This is a genomic window from Paenibacillus sp. FSL E2-0201 (genome assembly GCF_037963325.1).
Taxonomy (GTDB): domain Bacteria; phylum Bacillota; class Bacilli; order Paenibacillales; family Paenibacillaceae; genus Paenibacillus_AQ.
Map to the genome: position 1 here is coordinate 2907996 of NZ_CP150154.1, position 22663 is coordinate 2930658.

Here is a 22663-nt window from a genome sequence, read left to right on the forward strand (position 1 = left end):
TTCCCCCGAGGGGGAAGTCGCGAATTTAACGCAAGTGTTGACCGACCCGATCGGGGAAAAAGACCGACAGCTGGAGCAGCATTTGCCCCCAGTTTTGGACACGTCCTGTCCATTTCCGAGTGACGTCGACGGTGGCCAGATAGAGCATTTTTAGTAGCGCCTCATCTGTGGGAAAGATGCTTTTTCCCTTCGTCACTTTACGAAGCTGACGGTGGTAACTCTCAATCATATTGGTGGTGTAAATCAGTTTGCGGATCTCAGGCGGGTACTTGAAAAAGGTAGCGAGTTCGTCCCAATTGGTCCGCCAGGAACGGATAATGAGGGGATATTTCGCTCCCCAAACTTCCTCGAAACGGTCGAGTTCAAGCAAGGCACCTTCCTCGGTAGCTGCCTTGTAAATAGGCTTTAAGTCGGCTGTTACCTTCTTAATATCCTTGTACGACACGTACCGTGTGGAGCTGCGGATTTGGTGAATAATACACTTCTGGATTTCCGTTTGAGGATAGCAGGCGGCAATCGCTTGAGAGAATCCGGACAGGTTATCCACGCAGATAATGAGAATGTCCTGAACCCCGCGATTCTTCAGTTCATTCAGCACACTCAGCCAGAACTTGGAGGACTCATTCTCACCAATCCACATCCCCAGCACGTCTTTGTTTCCGTCCAGATCAATGCCAATGACCATGTAGGCAGCCTTATTGATAATGGCCCCATCTTGCTTGACTTTGAAGTGGATCGCATCCAAATAGACGACGGCATAGACCCCTTGCAGAGGCCGGTTCTGCCATTCTTTAATGAGAGGCACAATCTTGTTCGTGACATTGGAAATGAGCGTTGGAGATACCTCAATACCATACATCTGCCCTAAATGGTCCTGAATTTCTCGGGTGCTAATCCCTTTCGCATACAGCGCAATAATTTGTTCTTCGATGCCCGTTACATTCGACTGATGCTTCTTGACGACCAAGGGCTCAAACTCGCCCAACCGATCCCGAGGAATAGCGATTTCCTGCTCACCATACTCACTGACTACGGTTTTACGGCTCTTTCCGTTACGGCTGTTTGGCGTGAGCTTCGCTTTCACCTCATGCTTTCCATAGCCCAAATGAGTATCCATTTCGGCTTCCAGCATCTCCTGAATCGTCTCCGCAAACAGCTCTTTTAGAGCATTCTGCGCATCCTGTGCGCTTACCAAATTGTTTTCCTTAATAAATTCCCGTAACTGCTGTTTTGTCCAAAGTCCCATGTGTTCTCCCCAGCCTTTCTCTTACTTCCATTTTAATGGGTTTGAGAGTTTACACAATATATTTTACAGACTCACTGGAATCCGGAGTCGGCATTATCACTCTGGAAATTAGTAACGAACTAACGAATAACATCAGATCACCGTCTAATTTCAAATAGATTATAAAAAATACGGAAATCATTTCTGGTCATTAGAAATGGTTTCCGTATTTTTAGGTTAAGAAGCCTTTAAAGTTTATTTCATCTTGGCGAAAAAGCTGCGTAACGCCCAACCGCGTTCTTGCCGTTTTTTATATTTCGGCAGTGAACGATAAACAGCGGTGGATTCTTCGAACGCTCGTTTCGCATCTTCTGATCTGCCAAGTGCTTTATACATAGAGCCGGCTAGATAATACGCCTCAGAGGAAGAAGACTGGATTTCTTGATACTGAGTAACGTAATGTAATGCTTTATCATGATCTGTATGGCGAAAAGTTTCAGCTAACCAAAGATAAGGCTGTCCATATCGGGCCTTACTGTTGATCTCCAGACCTCGAAGCATCTGTGCCTCGCCTTCCTCCAAAGCGCCCAGCTTTAGATTCACATGTCCAAGCTCTACCCAATATTCAGCAGATTGTTCATAACGGTCCTCGATTTGGAGTAGGAGATCCTTTGATTCCCTGTATTTTTTACGTTCAGCCAAACTCCGAGCTAAATCAAATTTGGATGAGACATCATTAGGATTCAAAGAAATGGTTGTACGCAGCTTGGAAATTTGACGCATTCTTTTGAAGGGCTTTGTAATACTGGGGAAGATGCCCACATATCGTCGATCCAAGAAATATAAGATAAGAAGCAGGATGAATATAGCCAGAAAAGGGTTGCCCACTAATCTGAAGAGCAGTAAAACACCAATAAATTTAAGCATAACTTCCCTCCATAATCATTTGGTTCCGGTATTGCGATTGAAAAGACTAGATCTAAAGCAGCGTAATTATAACATAAATCAAAGCAATCTGAATCCCGGGATTTAAAAATAATACAACTTTGAACAGCTTTATACCGTCTTAGTGTAAGATGAATAATAATTACAATAATATCATAAGAAGGGAAAAACAAGATGAACTTATTTGCAAGGAAGATACGACTGTTTAGTTTGGTTGTTTGTTCTGCTTTAATGGCTACAGTGTCAGTTCCACAAGCGAATGCAGCTCCATCATCTGCTAAGCTGAGCGGAATTAAGGAGATTGTTGCTGCGCCTGGTTTTTGGGGTGGCAGCTCCTTTGCATTGGGAAAGGACGGAACCGTTTGGGCCTGGGGTAGTAATATGTTTGGACAGTTTGCGAATGGAACAGCAGGACCAGAGGGATGGACGATTACTCCACACAGTATCGCAGCGCTTGAACATACGAAGCAGCTAGAGATCGGTGGGGCTTATTTTGTAGCGTTGAAGGAAGATGGAACGGTTACGGCTTGGGGAGATTATCAGGACAAGAGTGCAGCGGAAGCTGGAAATGGGGCAAGCTCCAAACAACATAAGGTACTGCTGCCTCAAGTGATCTCGGGGATGACAGATGTAGTTAGTGTAACCTCAGGACTATACAATACTTTAGCTTTGAAAAAGGATGGGAGCGTACTCCAGTGGAGTCCTCCAGACGCTTCTAATGTAGGGTACACAGAGCTGCCTGCTGCTACGAAGGTGCAGGGCTTAAGTGAGGTGAAGTGGATCGGGAACAGTATTTATCAGGCCGCGATTCGAACTAACGGTACCCTGTGGACTTGGAGCGCTAACCCGCAAATAGAGAATACACAAGCGGTGAAGAAACCGACCGCAGTTAAGGATTTATACCATGTGAAGTCCGTTTCAATGAGTGATCGCAGTATACTGGCTTTAACCGAGAGTGGAAGCGTCTGGGGAACGATTGACAGCAATAATTATAATGAAATCACGATGAAAAAGATGCCAAGTCTTTCGAATATTGTATCCGTTCAGACGAAAAATGGATTCAATCTTGTTGCTAATAAAAAAGGAGAATACTGGGTATGGGAAGCTGGTACCTTGATGCACGGCCTACAAAAGATCACAGCCATAAAGCAGATCTCTAAACTTACGCTGGATTTAGGCGGCTTTGCAGCGGTTAAGAAAGATGGCACCGTGTGGACATGGAGTACTAATTATGTAACCGACAGCAAATGGGTCTTCACTCAGCCAAAGCAAATTAAAGGCTTGAGCAATCCGGTTTCTTTTGTTAGCGGTGAGAATAGTAAGTATGCAGTCTTGAAGGATGGAACTGCCGTGGCTTGGGGGACGAATATGTTTGGACAACTCGGAATTAGCGCTGTTGATTCACGTCCTTTTACTTTATCTCCTATTTTGAAACCTGTTACGGTAATTGTTGATGGGAAGAAAATCGACTCCGTACAGTCTGCTATTTTTATAAATGGAAGTGTAAAAGTACCGATTAGGGAAGTAGCGGAAAGTCTTGGCTACACACTCTCATGGGAGGGAGAAATGACGCTCTCGAAAGAAGGGAAGAAAATCACTTTTAAAGAAGAGGGAGCCATTAAAGTAAGTTATACTTCACTTGTTCCAGCGGCAGCTTTGGCTAAGGCACTAGGTGTTACTGCTGAGTGGAATAGTACACTGTACCAATTAACGTTACATACAAAAAGATGACTTTCATTTAACACTTTGTTTAATTTATTGATGTACAATAAGTGAATTAATCTGTATTGAACCATAATAACCAGTCTGGAGTGATAGGTATGGCATTTACAGTATGTGTGTTCGCCGGATCGAATCCAGGTCTTAACTCAGAATATACGGAAATGGCTAGAGAATTGGGTTATCATATAGCTGCACAAGGATGTAGGCTGGTTTACGGAGGTTCAAGAAATGGCCTTATGGGACAGGTGGCGGACGGAGTGTTGGCAAATGGTGGTGAAGTCGTCGGTATCATGCCCGTGGATCTTTTTAAAGATGAAATCAGGCATTCTGGGCTGACGAATTTGATTGAGGTTTCTAGTATGCATGAACGTAAGGCGATAATGAGCGGTATGGCCGATGCATTTATTGCCCTGCCGGGTGGTCTTGGAACCTTTGATGAGTTATTTGAGATCCTATGCTGGATGCAGATTGGGATTCATCAGAAGCCTATTGGACTGCTGAATATTAGAGGTTATTTTAATCCGCTGCTAGCCATGATCTCTCATAGTGTAAGTGAAGGGTTTGCTCCAAAAAATGCGTTGAAAATGTTAGATATGAACTCTGATCCCGAATATTTGCTTGAACTGATGAGAGGTCAAGTTGATCATAGTAATAAAGGGAATGGGAACGCTAGATTTCCTTCACAGCGTTGAGAAAATGAGTAGGAATTTAACAACCTCCAGCTGTTTTATACAGCTTGGAGGTTGTTTTCATATGATCATGTGATAAACTTGTTTCGGTCTATATGTTGCTGGGTAATTAACTTTTAATAAGTAGTAGTGGTTACTCCGAGTAACTCAGGAAATGATTACCTAAGGAGGTTGGAATTCAATGAATGTGATGGTACATAATCTTATGGCTTACAATCATCAGTTTTTTAGACCTCAGCCCGTGGTCAATCCTAAGCAAGAGAGATCTAATAAGAAGAAGCAGAGTTTTCAGGAAGTCTTAGATGAGAAAATGAAAGTGTATGGCAAATACAGAATCATTAAGTAAAAGCTACTACATATGCCTGTTGAAAAAATCCGGAATGCAGTGATCTTAGGGTCACTGCATTCCGGATTTTTTTTAGGGTCTAACCTCAAAAAATTGGCAGCTCTTACGGGAGTAGTAAGTCAGATCACTAACTCTGGACTGAATAACGACATCGAAATCAGTGAAGCGGACAACGGTTGCTCCTGAATTCACCAAATGATCGTCCTGAAAGACTCGGACAGGTAATTTTCGGTCAACGGCTTCTTGGAAATCACTGTCTGTAAACAGCGGGCGGTTAATCGGCATAGATATTAAACTCCTTTTGATCATGTAATGAAGTTAGAAATAAAAATAGTATACCTGTGGAAGCAAGAGAAATCCAATATAAGTGATGATAATGAACAATTTATGAGCAACATATTTGGACAAAATTCTATGCGCCCACTGCAGACATAACATAGTTATGACTGTACTAAGGGGGTTTAAATATGCACTGGCTTTCCATCATTATTATTGGTCTGGCTTCAAATTTGGATAACTTAGGAATAGGCGTTTCCTTTGGCGCACGGTCCACAAGAATTACCCCATTTTCAAATCTGATCATTGCTATTCTGTCGATGCTGGCTACATATATCTCAATAACCTCAGGTGAGTATGTTTCAGAATATTTTTCTGAAGCGAACGGAAATGCCATCGGTGGCTGCTTGATTCTGTTTATGGGAATCTGGAGCATTAGAGCGGTGTATAAGAAGCCAACTTCAAGTGTAAGCATGGATATAGAGAGCAACGTCCTCAGCACATCTACTACAGATACTGGCTATCGTCATGTTTTAAGATGGCAAGAATCGGTGTGGTTGGGTGTGGCGCTGGCTATCAATTGTATTGCTACAGGCTTTGGAGCAGGGATCAGCGGCGTGAACGCAACATTCACAGCGATCTCAGTAGGTGCCTTTTCATTTATTACTGTTGCTGCCGGAATGAAAATCGGGAATCGAATGTCCAAAACTTGGCTAGGCAAACATTCTGATCTTATCGGCGGATTGTTATTAGTAGGCATAGGTCTGTATGAAATATTTATTTAAGGAGGACCTGAGGTCAAAGATACGAAGTAAATGTTAAGACCACATTTTATTGGATGTGGTTTGTTAGCTGTAGCGGACACATTCGTAGTCTCTTAATAATGTCCTACCCTGGTGGGGAAAACAAATTTTATGGTAATGAACTTTGAGCCCTCTTATGAGGGTTTTTTTATTGAATCAGAAGTATTTCCACCATAAATCGGAAGTTTGCCTCCTCAAAAAAAGAATATAAACCCTGTAGACTAAATCTTGTAAGAGAAACCTTTGAAAGGGGTACAGGGGAATGAATAAAGTAAAACACTTGGCGCTTTCGTTAGTCGCTATCATGCTCGTAGGTTCACTGGCAGCATGCGGAGGCAACAACGCCGAGAACAACGCATCAAGTAAAAATACAGGAAACAACGCAGCAAGCACAAGTGAACCAACAAAAGATGAGGGTACTGAGCCTGCTGAGAAAATCGAACTCTCTTTCTGGACACTCGGAAACGTGAACTATGAGGATTTAGCGAAGGAGTACACGAAGGAACATCCTAACGTTACGATCAAGGTTCAAAATACGGGTGACCAAACGGCTCATCATAATAATTTGACCACTGCATTGTCTGCTGGATCGGGAGCACCTGATATTTTCCAACTTGAAATCGGTTTCATGGAGCGTTTTATCAATGCACAGGATAAATTCTATAACCTGAATGATCTTGGTGCTAAAGATATTCAAGCGAACTATTTGGATTGGAAATGGAAACAAGCCTCTTCCGTAGATGGCAGCTTCCAGTTGGGTTTACCTACAGATATCGGTCCGACCGTTGTTTATTACAGAACAGATTTGGCGGAAGCAGCAGGATTACCAAGTGACCCGGAAGGATTCGGCGGAGCCATTGATACATGGGACAAGTTCGCTGCTGTAGCCAAAGCATTTAAAGAAAAGACAGGTAAGCCTTTTGTAGATCTTACAGATCTTACCTTTAACGCATTGCGTGACCAATCCGCGGATGAAATCTACTTCAGCAAAGCGGATGGCAGCTTTATCGGAGACACCAACCCGCAAGTTCGCAAAGCTTATGATTTTACGGTTAAAGGTATCCAAGAAGGTTGGATCAGCAATCTAATGCTTTGGTCTCCAGAATGGGGCCAAGGAATGAACGATGGATCTTTTGCAGTCGTCATGGGACCGGCTTGGATGGCGGGAAATGTTAAGAGTAATGCTCCAGATACTACTGGAAAATGGAAAATCGCACAGCTTCCTGAAGGTGCCGGTAACTGGGGTGGTTCGTTCCTGACACTGCCTAAAGAGGGCAAACACTCGAAAGAAGCTTATGATTTCATCGCTTGGATGGATAACAAAGATAATCAACTGGAATCATTCAAGACAAAAGGGCTGATGCCTTCCATTCCTGCCCTGTACGAAGATCCTGCATTCGTAGATTTCAAGGATGAATTCTTCGGTGGTCAACAAACCGCAGTTGAATTTGGTAAAGCAGCTAATCGTGTAAAACCTGTGTACTACGGTCCACTTCATGACCAAACCGATACCTTCTTCAAAAATGCACTGAAAAACGTGTTGGAGAAAAAGGCTGATCCGGCCAAAGAGTGGGATGAAGCTGTTAAACAAGCGAAGAAACTGGCTGAACGCAGCTAAGACTTCCAACAGAAAGAGTGCAATGTCTGAAAGGTCCGGATTCATGGAGAACAGCATTCTCTGTGAATTCGGATTTAATTATAAGAAATTATAAGTTTCACGCAATACTTCATAAACGCTTACCGTCCTTATAAGGACGCCGAAGACGTTTTTGCTTGATACGTTCGATTACCTGGAGGTGTGACATGGCACAACCTGTTATCTCGAGTCCGCATGCCGAGAGCAAACGCCCGTTTTTAACTGAACAAAGAAGGAGCCGCATCACTGCGTATACTTTCATTTCTCCTTTTTTTATTCTGTTCTTGATATTTGGACTATATCCGATCTTCTTTACGATCTACCTCTCATTCTTTAAATGGGATGCCTTGAACCCTATGAAATTCGTAGGGATGAAAAACTATGAACTGGTCACAAGTGATCCTACCTTTTGGATTTCTTTTAGCAACACCTTAATAATGGGGCTGATCGGAACGGTTCCGCAGATTCTATTGGCGCTTTTGATTGCCGTTTTGTTGAATTCCGGAATGACTCGGTTTAAGAAAACATTCCGGGTACTCTTTTTCATGCCGAATATTACGTCTATCGTTGCAGTTACCCTGGTGTTTAGTACGTTGTTTGGGAACAACGGAATGATCAACTGGATACTTAACGGACTAGGGCTTGATAGTATGGCCTTCAACTCTGGCTGGTGGGGAGTAAAAATTGCGATCTCAACCATGGTGATGTGGCGCTGGACAGGGTACAATGCCATTATTTTTCTATCAGGGCTTCAAAGTATTCCTACAGATTTATATGAAGCGGCTCGAATTGATGGGGCGAACAGAAGACAACAATTCACCTTCATTACAATGCCACTCCTGAAACCTTTTATCGTATTCGTCACTTTACTGTCGACCATAGGTGCGTTGCAGTTGTTTACTGAGCCTTATGTATTCCTGGGCCAATCAGGTACGGGATCTACTCGTCAGGAAGGTATTACTATGGTTACTTATTTGTACAGTGAGGCATTCCGCAATGGATTCTTCGGTACGGCGGCGGCTACGGCAGTTCTGCTGTTTGTGGTCACGATTATATTCTCTGTCCTTAATATGCTGGTTTCAAGCCGCATGGGTGGAGATACAGGAGGGGGTAAAGCGTGAGTACTGTGCGTCTATTAAAAAAAGATCCGGATGATCTTGGGATTTTCGGCAAAGCTTTATTTTATCTCATTCTGATTCTTGGTGCGCTCGTGTCCATCTTTCCTTTTTACTGGATGTTTGTAGTTGGCACAAATGATAGGGGCGCAGTATTCCATGTACCTCCTTTGCTTACGGTTGGGAACCAGTTTTTTGACAATTTCCAGCGGGTACTGGATAAAACAGATTTCTTTCAAGCACTAGGAAACTCATTATTCGTCTCGTCGATGGTAACTATATCGGTCGTGTTTTTCTGTACACTTGCTGGTTATGCTTTTGCTAAATATGAATTCCCGTTTAAAAATATTCTGTTTTACTTTGTAATTGCCACTCTATTTGTACCGCAGCAGCTTGGTGTGTTACCTACTTATGTAATTATGGCCAAGCTCCACTGGATCGACTCTTTCAAGGCGCTGATTGTACCAGCTATGGTTAATGCCTTCGGAATCTTTTGGATGCGGCAGTATATTTCTACAGCTGTACATACGGAACTGATCGAAGCTGGACGGATTGATGGCGGCGGACATTTCCGGATTTTTTGGAACATCGCCATTCCAGTTATCACTCCTGCGATGGCTACACTAGGCATACTGAATTTTATGACCGTATGGAATGACTTCTTCTGGCCTTTGGTCGTGTTGAAGAATCAAGAACACTTTACAATACAAATCGCGCTCCAGCAGTTATTCTCCAATCGCGACGGTCTCGATTATGGAATGATCATGTCAGCTACATTCACGGCAACCTTGCCACTGCTGATCGTATTCCTGTTGTTTAGTCGCTGGGTGATTGCGGGACTTACCTCAGGAGCTATAAAGAGCTGATCTTACTTTTAACCTTTACAAGGGAATAGGCGGTTTCGTGAAGAATACTAGAGGACAGAGACAGCAGGGGGAAGGGGAATATCATGAAGCTCCGCCGTAAAATCTTGTTCGCTATTATTCTTCTCGTCTTTATTCCGGTGATTCTGATGGGGATTGTTACTTACGTCAACTTCTCTAACGCTATGGAGAAAAAATCAAGTAACTTCTACTGGGTTTCACTGCTCGAAACGGATAGAAAGCTCAAATTCGCATTTAGTGAAATCTCCTCGATTACAAATTCTGCGATCACACAACCGGTGATTCAACAATCGCTCAAGCAGACTAACTTTGTGCTCACCTATGATCGCAAGCAGGAGCTCAACAATTTACTCATTAATCATCCGATGATTACTTCATTTAGTTTATATAGTAAAGATCGGCTGCTCTATCAATACAATGCACCGATGTCCTTTGAGGAAATGAAGAGACAGAGTTGGTTTAGTACGATGGAAAGCGCTGAGGGACGCCCTGTATGGTCAGGGCCTGGTGAGAACGGTTCAGCGTTATCGGGTCATCCGGTACTTGTGCAAGCCAGAGTAATCAAGGATTATTATTCTCTTGAAGATATAGGCTATTTAGTTGTTAATGTTAAACCTGATTTACTGGATCAGATTTTCTGGGAGGCAGCTACGCTTAAGAAGGGTGATATTCTGCTGGTAAACAAGCTGGGGAATATCGTTTTTAACAAATCCGGTGAACATATTGGGCAGCGCACGGAGTTCCCTTTTTTAGAAAATGATTATGCCAAGGAACAAAACTATTACATCGACAACTATCAGGGGGAAAAATCACTCATAACCTTCCTTCCTTCACATAATAAAGACTGGTATTTGGCAGCGATTACACCGATGAATCTAATCTCTTCGGAATCCATATCTATTCGTAACATTGCGATTATTTTGAGTACGGTTTCATTGTTATCCGCCATTTTGTTTGACCGATATTTTGTTAGAAGGCTCGTTTATAGCATTAACAGCGCGGTCAACGGGATGAAACGGGTGAAGCAGGGGATTTTTACACCTATCACTACACGTTATCGTGCGGATGATGAGAGTGATTTTCTGATTGATGGCTTTAACCGGATGAGCACACAGATCAACGAATTGATTGTGCAAGTGCAGACGGAGCAGGGTCGCAAAAAGGAAGCGGAAATGAAGGCATTAATGGCGCAGATTAATCCTCATTTTATTTATAATTCACTAGAATCGATTAATTCGATGGCCGTGCTGCAAGGTAATAAAGATATTAGTAAAATGGTCATTTCACTCGGCAAGCTGCTGCGAATCAGTATTAGTCAGAATCAAGAGCTAATACCGCTGCAAATGGAGTTTGAACATGTTCGCCATTATCTGGATATTCAAAAGTTCCGTTTTGAGGATAAATTCTCGTACATTATAAATCTTCCTGAAGGTCTTAGAACGTTTATGACTCAGAAACTGATTGTTCAGCCCATTGTAGAGAATGCATTGTACCATGCAATTGAACCGATGGAGGACCCTGGAATCATAGAAATCACAGCCTATGAAATGGGTACGGATATGATCATTATCGTAAAAGATAACGGTCCGGGCTTCGACTTAGCCAAGATGATGAATCTTTGGGCCAAAGAGGGAGGAGGCCAGAAGAAATATAGTGACAGCGGTGTTGGGCTTAAGAATGTACATGAGCGCCTGAATATCCGATTCGGCAGTCCATATGGCTTACTTGTGTGTTCATCCCCTGGATTTGGTTCAACGATTCGAATTCGTATACCAAAAATACTGCCATAATCGATCATACAGAGGAAACAGGGGGAGATTGACATGAAGTGGTTATTGAAGTGGGGCTGGATGTGGATATATCTAGTGCTGATATCTGGCGCTGTTCTATTTATTACTTTAGGAGATCACGAACCGATTGAAGATAATTCACCAGAAAAAATAACGCTGACTTTCCGTCATTTCTGGATCAAAGAGCATGATCGGCCACTGCTGGCTATCTTTGAAGAGATCGTGGATAAATACCAAATTGCGCATCCGAATGTGAAAGTCAATTTTGAAGGACTAGACCAGACGATTCACCGTGAACAAAAGCTGAAAAGCGAGATGGTTACTGGGACGCCACCAGATATGTTTGTCTTATTTGGTGGAGCTGAAATAGAGCCATATGTGCGCTCTAATCGACTGGTTGATCTGACTGATTTTGTCCGTGAGAACGGTCTAACCAATCAATTCAAAGATCTGCATCTATGGACCTTTGACAACCATATTTATGGATTGCCTATCGAAGGAAACGCTGAACCGCTGTATTTCAATAAGACTATATTCAACAAGCTTGGTCTCGGGGCGCCTACAACGCTTCAGGAACTCGATGATGTTATCCTGAGGCTCAAGGCTGGAGGATACATTCCGTTTGCACTTGGGAACGAGGATCGTTGGCCCGCCGGGATCTTTGCACATTATTTAATGGATCGTTATGCTGGTTCCGAGCTGATCCAGAAGCTAATCACAGGTGAAGATCAAGCGAGCTTTCAGAATGAGTCCTATTTAAAGGCTTTCGAGCATTTGGATCACTGGATAAAAGAAGGGGCCTTTAGTACCCAGTCTAATGATCTTTCAACTGAAAATGCAGTCGGATTGTTTACAAGCGGCAAAGCTGCGATGTATTTAAACGGGAACTGGGATATCAATTTATTTTCTGGTAGTGCGGCTCCAACTGATTTTCAGAATGAGGTAGGCGTAATACCATTTCCTGCATTGAAGCAAGGTGAGGAGCCTTCGATTGCGGGAGGTTACACCATAGGCATTGGTCTTTCCTCTGAACTAAATGGAGCTAAACGGGAGGCCGCTTTGGATCTTATGAAGGCTTTTTATACGCAGGAAATTCAGACCCGAATTGTATATGAAGGCCTGAGAATTCCATCCATTCGAATTGCTTTTGATCCGGAGAAGACCGGTCCGGTATTCGCGCAAGTGATGGAATTGATGGAAGAGAACCGCAAGAGCTTTGTGCCTTACGATAACGTATTATCACCTGAAGTTAAGAAAATGTTCCTAAGTGTCATCGAAAAAATGATTAACGAAGAAATGTCTGCGAATCATGCCTTAAAGCTAGTGCAGGCATCATCAATGGAATACTGGAATCTGATCCAAAACTCAAGTGTTCAATAAGCATGGAGGTGCTGGAATGGATGAAATAGAAGAGAAATATAAAGTACTGCTCGTAGATGATGAGCCGATTATTCTTCGTAGTCTAAAGGTAGCTATTCCATGGGACGATCTCCAGATGGAAATTGTGGGAGAGGCTCGAAATGGAGAACTAGCCCTCCGCTTAATAGAAGAAACTACACCGCATATTATAATCAGCGATATCCGTATGCCTGTGATTGACGGAATCACTTTGATGAAGGAAGTATTACCAAAGAATCCTAAGCTGGTATTTATCTTTATAAGTGGATATGGGGAGTTCGAATATGCGAGAGAAGCTTTGCGTCAAGGAGCCTTTGATTATTTGCTGAAACCCATCGACCATGACGAACTGGTTGCAATGCTACAACGAGCGAAGACGAGGCTGGATGAGCAGAAAGAGAACGATCAGATGATGCATTCTGTACAGATGCTGTCGATGCTAGCCCGTGAACGGATGTTTGCTGAAATCACTTTGGGAAACGCAAGGCCGCTTGAGCATCTGAAATGGCTGGAGAACAGTGAACTTGAGAGCGGATATTTCATGGCTGTTGTCCAATTGGATGATTATTCTGTGCTTACTGGGCAGTGGAGCGTGGAAGAAAAGCGGCTGTGGCTGTTTGCGATCCGTAATATTGTTGAAGAGTGGTCGCTGGAGCATGGCGTGCTTACGGTCTTCCCTTTTCATAACGGAGAGTGGGTTTTGCTCTTTCCTGGATCTTTAAGTGCGAGTAGAAGAGAACTTGGTGAACAATTGATTTCTGGGATCAAAAGGTACTCCAAGCTAAGCTGCTCTGTAGGAATCAGTCGCTGTACACAAGGTATTGATCAATTAAGTACGGTATATCCTTTGGCTGCGAAGGCTTTGTATCAACGTTTCTATTCTGGTCTTGCCGGGGTGTTTATAGATGAGGAAACAACATTTCCAGGCAATAAAGAAGTAAAGTATCCTAAAGAGCTGGAGACCTCCCTGATAGAGAGCATTCGTACTTTAAATAGAAACCGAATGTCAGCTTTGTTCGATGATATGGCACTATATATTGAATCACAAGTCATTCCTAAAGAGATTGCAGAACGTCTTCTTGTGGAGTTGGTTGTTGTGCTATACAGGCATTTTGAACATTTGAATCTAAACTCGGATTGGTCTTTACATGGATTACTAAGCAAGCTGCACCATTTCGGTACCTTGAGTGAAATGATATCTGCTCTGAAGGAAGAATTTGTGGAGCGATTGGATCAAGGAAGTAAACCCGTGAATCGAGATGACACACGCAGCGCCATCGAGAAGACGAAACGTTACATCGAGAGTAATTACCATATGGAATTAAGTATTGAAGAAGTATCGGAGCTTGCCGATCTTAGTGTCAGTCATTTTTGTACTTTATTCAAACAACTCACAGGCTATACCTTCTTGGAGTATGTGACTCACTGTCGAATGGAGAAGGCGAAATATATTTTGCAGAGCAGTAATGTAAAGGTGTATCAAATCGCTCCGCTTGTTGGTTATCAGGACCCAAGATATTTTACTCAGGTCTTTAAGAAAGCTAGTGGTCAGACACCTACGGAATATCGAGAAGAGCATACGAGGCAAGTTAATTAACGAAAAAGCACATGGATATATAGTAAAAGGGGGAAATTCAGGGCATAAGTATGACATTTATCATACTCTTCACTTGATGTTTATGACTTATAGGATGACACTTTATCTTCTATACTGAGATTAGATGAAAAGATCCTTAGCCAGACACATCAAGGAGGAAACGATAAAAGATGACTACAAAACAGACATCACAGCTCTCCAGTCTTAAAAAGAGTGTAGCCCCTTACGAAAAAAACGACCGCAATGCGAGCATAAGACAGCTCATTAATACTTTAGGGCCACTTGTGCTGTTATGGGGCGGAGCTTATTTCTCTTTATCCGTTTCCTACTGGCTTACTCTTTTGCTGGCCATTCCTGCAGCAGGATTTGTAATTCGAACTTTTATTATTTTCCATGACTGTACACATGGTTCGTTCTTTAAGAATCGTAGAGCGAATGACATTATCGGAACGATCACAGGTGTATTAACGCTTGTTCCCTATCGGCAGTGGAAGCATAGTCATTCCATTCATCACGCCAGCTCCAGCAACCTCGATAAAAGAGGGATCGGTGATATATGGATTATGACTGTCGACGAATATGAAGCAGCTTCATTCTGGAAACGCCTGTATTACCGGATTTACCGTAATCCGATCGTGATGTTCGGAATTGGACCTATTGCTGTGTTTATGATTCAGTATCGCTTTAATGCTAAAGGCGCTAGACGTAAAGAACGGATGAATACTTATTTAACAAATGTATCTATTGCAGCGCTCTATGCTTTGCTTATTTGGGCGATCGGCTGGCAAGCCTTTATCATGGTGCAATTACCAATAGCTTTTGTATCCGGCTTTCTCGGAATATGGTTGTTCTATGTGCAGCATCAGTTCGAGGATTCTTACTTCGAGAATGAATCGGAGTGGAGTTATGTTATGGCTGCAGTAGAGGGAAGCTCATATTACAAGCTACCTAAGCTATTGCAATGGATTACAGGGAACATCGGGTTCCACCATGTCCATCATTTAAGTCCAAAGGTACCCAACTATAATTTAGAAAAAGCACATAATGCTACGCCGCCATTGCAAAAAGCAACGACTATAACACTTAGTTCTAGCCTGAAGGCTCTACACTTCCGTCTTTGGGATGAAGAGAATAAGAGCTTTATCAGCTTTAAACAGATGAAGTCGAGACTAAACAAACCTAAGGTAGCAGCAGAAGTCTTGCAAGTTCATAAGACTAGACTCCAAGGCGAATAATAACTATCGGTTCGAACAAAATAGGAGTACAGAGCAAGGTTAGAGCCGGAGAAATCATTCGTGGCTCTAATCTTTTTCTATTTAGGATAGTGGATCAACAGATTTTCACTGAATTTGTGCTAGAATAAGGAGAGTAATGTATGGTAAAAAGGAGAGCGGTCATGCAAAAGTGGCATCATATTTTTCATAAAAGCACAGGTCTATCCCCTTATGTATGGGTCGTTTTTTACATTCTACCGTTTTATTTTATATTTCGCTCCTCCTCTACCTATCAAGTCGTTTCGGGAATCTTGATGATTGCTGTATTTTTTGTATGTTATGTACTTTCTTTTGTTTCTAAAGGCTGGCTGGTGTATTTCTGGACGAGTGTTCAAATTATAGTGTCTATAACGATGACGCTTTTGTTCGGATATATGTATTTTGCGCTTTTCCTAGCCTTTTTTATTGGGAACATACAGAATCGAGTAGGTTTCTTCACGCTGTATTCTATCCATCTGTTAACTACTATCATTACAATCAATTATGAGCTGCTTTCGCGTAATTCAGTGTTTATTAGTCAACTTCCGTTCGTGCTTGTAAGTATGATTGCAGTGATTCTACTTCCAATTAGTACCTATAACCGAAATAATCAAGGTAAGTTACAAGATCAATTGGAAGATGCGAATAAGCGGATCTCCGAACTCGTTAAGATTGAAGAACGCCAACGGATTTCGCGGGATCTTCATGATACTTTAGGTCAGAAGCTCTCTTTAATTGGTCTTAAGAGTGACTTGGCGGGGAAGCTAATTGATTCAAATCCTACGCAAGCTAAAGCTGAGATTGATGATGTACGACAGACAGCGAGAAGTGCGCTGAAAGAGGTTCGGGAAATGGTTACGCGAATGCGAGGCATTCGGCTTGAAGATGAACTTATTCATATTCAGCAGTTTCTTGCAGCTGCTGAGATTGATTTTATTTTGGAGGGGAATCCGAAGCTAACAAACACCTCATTGATTACGGAGAATGTCCTCAGCATGTGTATAAAGGAAGCTGTCACTAATGTTGTGAAGCACAGTGGGGCAAAGTCTTGCTCTATTCTGATTAAACCCTCACGGACGGATCTAGTCATTAAAGTGAAAGATGATGGGACCGGTATACCTGGGAATGATCTTTATTTTAAAGGTCATGGGCTGCAAGGCATGAGAGAGCGTCTTGAATTCGTAAATGGCTGTATGGACATCGTGAGAGATAGCGGGACTACAATTGTAATTAAAGTACCCAATGCATTCAAACATCAGGAACAGGAGGTCATCCTATAATGATTAAAATTGTAATCGCTGAGGATCAACGAATGCTCCTTGGGGCGCTGGCTTCTTTACTCGATTTAGAAGAGGATATGAAGGTCGTAGGCCGAGCAAGCAATGGGGAAGAAGCTGTAGCTATGGTTCAGCAGCTTAAACCGGATATCTGTATTATGGATATTGAGATGCCGGCGATGAGCGGTCTTGACGCTGCAGAAGCCCTGAAGAATAGCGGCTGCAAAACGATGATATTAACGACCTTTGCTCGGGCGGGATATTTCGAACGTGCGCTCAAGGCGGGGGTTCACGCTTATTTACTGAAGGACAGCCCTAGTGAAGAGCTGGCCCTTTCTATCCGGAATGTAATGGCAGGCAGACGTATGTATGCACCAGAGCTGATGGATGAAGCTTACAGCGGTGAAGTGAATCCATTGACTCAGCGGGAGAAGGAAGTACTCGGACTGATCGCTGATGGTAAAAATACGAAAGAAATTGCCAGCGAGCTGTACATTACCACCGGTACAGTACGGAATTACATTTCGGTTATTCTTGATAAGTTAGACGTTGGGAATCGGATTGAAGCGATCACTCGATTTAAGGAAAAAGGCTGGTTTAAATGAATATCTTAAATTTTTTAATGTTATTTTGATGTTAACACTCGCCAAATGTTCTCCAGCCGTATATCATTAATTATCGGCCTATTATTCACTAATAGGACAGTTAATCAAAAGGAAGTGTATTTTCTGATGTCAAGAAAGCTAAGAGCCGGCATAGTTGGCGGCACAGGAATGGTAGGTCAGCGTTTTATTGCCCTTCTAGAGAATCATCCTTGGTTTGAAGTAACTGCGATTGCTGCCAGTGCGAGATCTGCTGGGAAAACGTATGAAGAATCGGCCAAGGGCAGATGGAAGCTATCCACACCAATGCCTGAGAACGTGAAGAATATTATGGTCCAAGATGCTTCTAAGGTAGAAGAAGTAGCTGCGGACGTGGATTTGATCTTTTGCGCAGTAGACATGAAGAAAGAGGAGATTAAAGCGCTCGAGGAGGCTTATGCTCGTACGGGTACTCCAGTAATCTCTAATAACTCAGCGCATCGCTGGACACCTGACGTGCCTATGGTTATTCCTGAAATTAACCCGGAGCATCTTGAGGTTATAGCGCAGCAAAGAAAACGTTTGGGAACAGAGACCGGGTTCATTGCTGTTAAACCTAACTGCTCCATTCAAAGTTATGTGCCTGCACTTCATGCACTTAAAGAATTCAACCCGTCTAAAGTTGTCGTTACAACCTACCAAGCGATTTCCGGTGCAGGTAAGACTTTTGCTGACTGGCCTGAAATGCTGGACAACGTGATTCCTTATATTGGTGGGGAGGAAGAGAAGAGCGAGCAGGAACCTTTACGGATCTGGGGAAGTGTTCAAGAGGAAGGCATCGTAAAAAGTGAAGCGCCAACCATTACTTCGCAGTGTATCCGTGTGCCTGTAGCCGATGGTCATATGGCTGCTGTATTTGTTTCTTTTGAGAAGAAACCATCTAAAGAAGAGATTCTAAACCTCTGGAATAGCTTCAAAGGACGCCCTCAAGAGCTTGAGCTGCCTAGCGCACCTAAACAGTTCATTACCTATTTCGAAGAGGAGAACCGTCCTCAAACCAAACTGGATCGTGATATCGAGAACGGAATGGGCGTATCAACAGGCAGACTTCGGGAAGATGCCATCTATGATTACAAGTTTGTAGGTCTCTCCCATAACACCTTGCGTGGAGCTGCTGGCGGGGCTGTATTGATTGCTGAGCTTCTGAAAGCAGAAGGTTATATTCAGCCTAAATAAGATATACAGGCTCTAAAACGGTTCTGTAATAGACACCTCATCAAAGCTTAGTCTTTGGTGGGGTGTTTTTTATTGAAAGCATTTGGTGAAATAAGTTAGGAAGGAGCTGATATATTTGTATAAATATTTATTAGCTTTTATATTATTACCGTTAATACTATTCAATAGCGGATGCACATCATCAACTCAAGAAGTACAAGAGTATGGAGTGTCTTCCATTAATGAGGGGATTCCTATTCCGATAAATGCTAAAGAAATCGAAGTGACGACAACTTCCAATAACCCCAATATAAAAATAGGAGTAAAGTATGAATTGAAAAATATAGGGGGAGAACTAGGTATGTATCCACCTGAAAGCTATTTCAATAAATTAAGGGATTCAGGGTGGGTGGAGTTGAAGGATAAGCGTTTGGGGCATGTGCAATTTTTCGAAAAAGAGGATACCGTAATTGCCATTGAAATACACGAAGATACCTTTAGTATTTATGAAATGAATAAAGATGCTTAAACAGAAACAAGAAGAGTGTGGTAAGATAGGTTAAGTGTATAAACTATACGAATTCTGAATGACTGACGGAGTGATATGATGGGTGCAAAAAGTAAAGGTGGCGGCACGGGCAGAGGTACGGGGAGTAAGGGCTGGACACGCTGGAACAAAACAGCAAAACCAGTTAAACCTGCAAAAGGTGCCCCAACCACGGGTCCAGGCGCTAAAGATGCAAATGGAAGCAAGGGCAATAACGTGAAAAAAAGTGGAAGCACGAAATAGCTCCCTTAAACTAGGTTATTCCTGAAAGTTAACATCTGATTTTGATCGTTAAAATCAGGTGTTTTTTTATGGATATAAGCAAGTGTCAGTATCAGATGGAAAGTAGGATCATTAGTGAGAATTGATAAATATATAAGCGAAACAGGCTTCTGTTCCAGAAGGGAAACGAAACGATTAATTGCTGCAGGCCGGATCAGTGTGAATGGCGTCGTCTGTGAGGCAAATATTCTTATAGAGCCAGAAGACATCGTATGGATTGATGGAGAGCCCATAACAACCAGCAAAGGGGAGCCGGTATATCTCGCTCTGAACAAGCCGATCGGTATCACCTGTACAGCTGCCCCAAATGTAGAAGGGAATATTATAGATTTTGTAGGATATCCTTCAAGGATTTTTGCGATCGGGAGATTAGATAAAAACTCGGAAGGCCTCATTCTGTTAACCAACGATGGAGATATCGTAAACAAAATGATGCGTTCCGAGAATGGACACGAAAAAGAGTATGTAGTTCATGTTGACAAGCCGATAACGCCAGAATTCGTAAATGCAATGTCTAGTGGTGTGGACATTCTTGGCGTTACAACTAAACCTTGCGAGGTCTTTCGGATCGCGGAATGTCAGTTTAGAATTATCCTAACTCAAGGCCTTAATCTGCAAATACGCAGAATGTGCAAGGAGTTAGGATATAGAGTACTTAAACTAGAGCGAATAAGAATTATGAATATAACGATTGATGGTTTGGAGCGAGGACAGTGGCGTCCTTTGAGCGGAGAAGAGCTAAGTGAGCTTATGTCCCGCTTAAATTAACTTCGTGAACAAATCCTCTGGCTGCTAAGGCGATGTCTTCAGCGCCTGCAATCGCTGAGATCACGGAGATACCGTCCGCACCTGCAGCTAATACCGGAGCTGCATTGTGCTCCGTGATGCCTCCTATACCGACCAAAGGAATCGTAATGCCGCTGTTTCTTATTTCCTCAATAACTAATGTGCCTCGAACAGCTTGGGCATCGTCTTTGGAAGAGGTAGGATAAATAGGTCCAATGCCTAGATAATCGGCTCCATCTGCTATGGCCTGCTGCGCTTCGCTGAGCGAATGAGCGGACACACCAATGATCTTATCTTCTCCAAGCAGTTGCCTAATCGCTAGGGCAGGGGTGTCCTCTTGTCCTACATGAATGCCGTCCGCATCAAGGGCGATGGCTAGATCAATATCGTCATTAACGATAAAAGGAACTCCGTTAGCACGACATATTTTTTGGAGCCGTCTTCCTAAATTAAATTTAACTTGAGCAGTTAATGCCCCGGTACCTTTTTCACGAAATTGAAACATCGTTATGCCTCCAGCGACGGCTTCTTTTAGTACTTTGGCTGGGGCTATCTGACAATTCACGCTACCCATAATGAAATAGATTTTTAATAAATCCCGTAGTTGATCACTGTCTATTCGCTTCAAGGTTCATCCCTCGCAATCTATTCTGATAAGCAAAATGATTCGTCGGACCATGTCCAACCCCTATGCCCAGCTCGTCTTCAATCGCTGCTTGTATAAAAGCCTTTGCTATGTTTATAGCTTCAGGAACAGATTTACCCTTAGCAAGCTCGGCAGTAACTGCTGCTGAATAAGTACAGCCTGTACCATGTGTGTGCCTGGTCTGAATTCGTTCACTCTCCATAAAGATGAACTCGTGACCATCATATAGGAGATCTACAACAGCTTTAGTTGCGGTATCATGCCCACCTTTTAGCACTACATAACTAGAGCCCATGGCATGGATGATTGTGGCCGCTTCTTTACGATCGTCGATTGTAGTGATGCTCATGTTAGTAATCATTTCAGCCTCTGGAATATTAGGCGTCGTCACTAAGGCTAGCGGGAGAAGATGTTTGATTAAGGACTGGACAGCTTCTTGTTGTAATAGCGTAGAGCCGCCTTTAGCAACCATGACTGGATCAACTACAAGATTACGCCAGCCGTATTGCTGAACCTTCTCTGCTACGACTCGAATGATGTCACTGTTAAAAAGCATCCCTGTCTTCACAGCATCGGGCTTCAGATCAAGCCCAATGGAATCAAGCTGCTGAGTAATAGCTTGCAGTGATAACGGAAATACGCCTTGAACACCTAATGTGTTCTGGGCTGTCACAGCTGTTAGTGCGGACATACCGTATACAGCAAGTTCTTGAAAGGTTTTTAGATCTGCCTGAATCCCTGCTCCGCCGCCGCTATCCGAGCCGGCTATGGTTAAAGCTTTGGATATCATGATTACGTTCGCTCCTTTGTATGTCGTTATCTGAGTTGCTTGATTATTGATTTCTCTTTATACGTTTCAGGTGTGACCAAACTCAATTGATTGAGAAACTCCATTTGAAAGCTCCCCGGACCTTTGCCAGTAGTTAGTTCAGCGGAAATCTCAGCAGCTACTCCATAGAATGAGATGGCTTCCACTGCGGCTGCAAGAGATGCCCCTTCACTTACCGCTAGAAATGCCCCGACTACTGCACTGAGCAGACATCCGGTTCCCGTTACTTTCGTTAGAATAGGGTGACCGTTGCTAGTAATGTAGGTGTTAACTCCATTGGTGATAACATCGTCTTTTCCGGTGATGATCACTACACAACCTAACTTCCGCGCGGCAGTCTCAGCTAAGACGACTACATCGCCATCCCCTTCGCCTGCATCCACCCCTTTAATAGACCAGCTTTCACCAATAACATTGGCAACTTCAGCCACATTCCCACGTAGTGCGGTAATTTGCATCTCATTCACTAGCTTTTGAGTGACAGCTGTTCGATATGAAGTTGCTCCCGCACCTACTGGATCAAGAACTAAGGGAACCCCGTGCTTATTCGCAGATTGTCCTGCGAGCACCATGGATTGAATGGCATAGTCATTCAGTGTGCCGATATTTAGTACCACTGCAGCTGAAAATGCGGCGATATCCACCACTTCTTCGTGAGCATCCGCCATAAAGGGGGAGGCACCGAGCGCCAAAAGCCCGTTTGCTGAGAAGTTGGCTACGACGATATTGGTTATATTGTGGACCAGTGGATTGGATTCCCGTACTTTGGATAGATAACTCATGATATTTCCTCCTCAAGTTTAATGAGCAAATAGCTAATG

23 protein-coding genes are annotated in these 22663 nt (G+C 43.0%); 17 read left to right on the forward strand and 6 right to left on the reverse strand.

Annotation, left to right across the window (positions count from 1 at the left end; translation table 11 throughout):
• Nucleotides 1-25: 25 nt before the first annotated feature.
• On the reverse strand, nucleotides 26-1246 hold the full coding sequence (locus NSU15_RS12795) for an IS256 family transposase (protein WP_076119303.1): 1221 nt from the start codon (nucleotides 1244-1246) through the stop codon (nucleotides 26-28).
• Nucleotides 1247-1480: 234 nt separating this feature from the next.
• The gene (locus tag NSU15_RS12800) at nucleotides 1481-2152 is read right to left on the reverse strand and encodes a tetratricopeptide repeat protein (protein ID WP_042126970.1); all 672 of its coding nucleotides are present in this window, start codon (nucleotides 2150-2152) and stop codon (nucleotides 1481-1483) included.
• 249 nt (nucleotides 2153-2401) lie between these two features.
• Here NSU15_RS12800 and NSU15_RS12805 point away from each other — a divergent pair, with 249 nt between their 5' ends.
• The 3 genes from NSU15_RS12805 to NSU15_RS12815 all read left to right on the forward strand — a co-directional run bounded on the left by NSU15_RS12805 (nucleotide 2402) and on the right by NSU15_RS12815 (nucleotide 4927).
• Entirely contained in the window at nucleotides 2402-3901 is a 1500-nt protein-coding gene (locus tag NSU15_RS12805; protein ID WP_339290714.1) for a hypothetical protein, read from the forward strand.
• Between the two features lie 89 nt (nucleotides 3902-3990).
• On the forward strand, nucleotides 3991-4584 hold the full coding sequence (locus NSU15_RS12810) for a TIGR00730 family Rossman fold protein (RefSeq protein WP_076117567.1): 594 nt from the start codon (nucleotides 3991-3993) through the stop codon (nucleotides 4582-4584).
• 178 nt (nucleotides 4585-4762) lie between these two features.
• Entirely contained in the window at nucleotides 4763-4927 is a 165-nt protein-coding gene (locus NSU15_RS12815) for a hypothetical protein (protein WP_170880233.1), read from the forward strand.
• Between the two features lie 72 nt (nucleotides 4928-4999).
• On the opposite strand, the gene NSU15_RS12820 is transcribed toward NSU15_RS12815, so the two are convergent.
• Nucleotides 5000-5212, reverse strand: a complete 213-nt coding sequence (locus NSU15_RS12820; RefSeq protein WP_042126976.1) for a hypothetical protein — start codon at nucleotides 5210-5212, stop codon at nucleotides 5000-5002.
• Nucleotides 5213-5394: 182 nt separating this feature from the next.
• Here NSU15_RS12820 and NSU15_RS12825 point away from each other — a divergent pair, with 182 nt between their 5' ends.
• The 14 genes from NSU15_RS12825 to NSU15_RS12890 all read left to right on the forward strand — a co-directional run bounded on the left by NSU15_RS12825 (nucleotide 5395) and on the right by NSU15_RS12890 (nucleotide 20349).
• The gene (locus NSU15_RS12825; RefSeq protein ID WP_339290717.1) at nucleotides 5395-5988 is read left to right on the forward strand and encodes a manganese efflux pump; all 594 of its coding nucleotides are present in this window, start codon (nucleotides 5395-5397) and stop codon (nucleotides 5986-5988) included.
• 280 nt (nucleotides 5989-6268) lie between these two features.
• Complete coding sequence (locus tag NSU15_RS12830; protein ID WP_094868589.1) at nucleotides 6269-7624, forward strand: extracellular solute-binding protein; 1356 nt, start codon at nucleotides 6269-6271, stop codon at nucleotides 7622-7624.
• A gap of 185 nt (nucleotides 7625-7809) precedes the next feature.
• Nucleotides 7810-8763, forward strand: a complete 954-nt coding sequence (locus NSU15_RS12835; protein ID WP_042126981.1) for a sugar ABC transporter permease — start codon at nucleotides 7810-7812, stop codon at nucleotides 8761-8763.
• Nucleotides 8760-9623 carry a carbohydrate ABC transporter permease gene (locus NSU15_RS12840; protein WP_042126982.1) on the forward strand — a complete coding sequence of 288 codons (864 nt, stop codon included), beginning with the start codon at nucleotides 8760-8762 and terminating at the stop codon, nucleotides 9621-9623. The genes NSU15_RS12835 and NSU15_RS12840 overlap by 4 nt, the downstream gene beginning before the upstream one ends.
• Nucleotides 9624-9706: 83 nt before the next feature.
• Nucleotides 9707-11431: a sensor histidine kinase gene (locus NSU15_RS12845; protein WP_339290721.1), complete on the forward strand. Its 1725-nt coding sequence runs from the start codon at nucleotides 9707-9709 to the stop codon at nucleotides 11429-11431.
• 33 nt (nucleotides 11432-11464) lie between these two features.
• Complete coding sequence (locus NSU15_RS12850; RefSeq protein WP_339290723.1) at nucleotides 11465-12811, forward strand: extracellular solute-binding protein; 1347 nt, start codon at nucleotides 11465-11467, stop codon at nucleotides 12809-12811.
• 16 nt (nucleotides 12812-12827) lie between these two features.
• Complete coding sequence (locus NSU15_RS12855) at nucleotides 12828-14426, forward strand: response regulator (protein WP_339290725.1); 1599 nt, start codon at nucleotides 12828-12830, stop codon at nucleotides 14424-14426.
• A gap of 170 nt (nucleotides 14427-14596) precedes the next feature.
• Nucleotides 14597-15661 (forward strand): fatty acid desaturase, encoded by a 1065-nt coding sequence (locus NSU15_RS12860; RefSeq protein ID WP_042126991.1) that lies wholly within the window; start codon nucleotides 14597-14599, stop codon nucleotides 15659-15661.
• Between the two features lie 161 nt (nucleotides 15662-15822).
• Entirely contained in the window at nucleotides 15823-16959 is a 1137-nt protein-coding gene (locus tag NSU15_RS12865; RefSeq protein ID WP_042126993.1) for a sensor histidine kinase, read from the forward strand.
• A complete protein-coding gene (locus NSU15_RS12870; protein WP_042126995.1) occupies nucleotides 16959-17561 on the forward strand; it encodes a response regulator transcription factor in 603 nt (200 codons plus the stop codon). Before NSU15_RS12865 ends, NSU15_RS12870 begins: the two co-directional genes overlap by 1 nt.
• 126 nt (nucleotides 17562-17687) lie before the next feature.
• Nucleotides 17688-18773 (forward strand): aspartate-semialdehyde dehydrogenase, encoded by a 1086-nt coding sequence (asd, locus tag NSU15_RS12875; RefSeq protein WP_042126997.1) that lies wholly within the window; start codon nucleotides 17688-17690, stop codon nucleotides 18771-18773.
• Between the two features lie 115 nt (nucleotides 18774-18888).
• Nucleotides 18889-19281 (forward strand): hypothetical protein, encoded by a 393-nt coding sequence (locus NSU15_RS12880; protein WP_042126999.1) that lies wholly within the window; start codon nucleotides 18889-18891, stop codon nucleotides 19279-19281.
• 78 nt (nucleotides 19282-19359) lie between these two features.
• The gene (locus NSU15_RS12885; RefSeq protein ID WP_042127002.1) at nucleotides 19360-19542 is read left to right on the forward strand and encodes a DUF3934 family protein; all 183 of its coding nucleotides are present in this window, start codon (nucleotides 19360-19362) and stop codon (nucleotides 19540-19542) included.
• A 114-nt stretch (nucleotides 19543-19656) separates the two neighbouring features.
• The gene (locus tag NSU15_RS12890; protein WP_076117556.1) at nucleotides 19657-20349 is read left to right on the forward strand and encodes a pseudouridine synthase; all 693 of its coding nucleotides are present in this window, start codon (nucleotides 19657-19659) and stop codon (nucleotides 20347-20349) included.
• On the opposite strand, the gene thiE is transcribed toward NSU15_RS12890, so the two are convergent.
• From thiE to thiM, 3 genes are read right to left on the reverse strand one after another with little or no spacing between them, the layout of a single operon-like run.
• Complete coding sequence (thiE, locus tag NSU15_RS12895) at nucleotides 20330-20986, reverse strand: thiamine phosphate synthase (protein WP_139328474.1); 657 nt, start codon at nucleotides 20984-20986, stop codon at nucleotides 20330-20332. The genes NSU15_RS12890 and thiE overlap by 20 nt on opposite strands.
• Nucleotides 20976-21803, reverse strand: coding sequence for a bifunctional hydroxymethylpyrimidine kinase/phosphomethylpyrimidine kinase (thiD, locus tag NSU15_RS12900; protein ID WP_042127006.1), 828 nt, complete (start codon nucleotides 21801-21803; stop codon nucleotides 20976-20978). The genes thiE and thiD overlap by 11 nt, the downstream gene beginning before the upstream one ends.
• Nucleotides 21804-21829: 26 nt before the next feature.
• Nucleotides 21830-22624, reverse strand: coding sequence for a hydroxyethylthiazole kinase (gene thiM, locus NSU15_RS12905; RefSeq protein ID WP_076117553.1), 795 nt, complete (start codon nucleotides 22622-22624; stop codon nucleotides 21830-21832).
• Nucleotides 22625-22663: the final 39 nt, after the last annotated feature.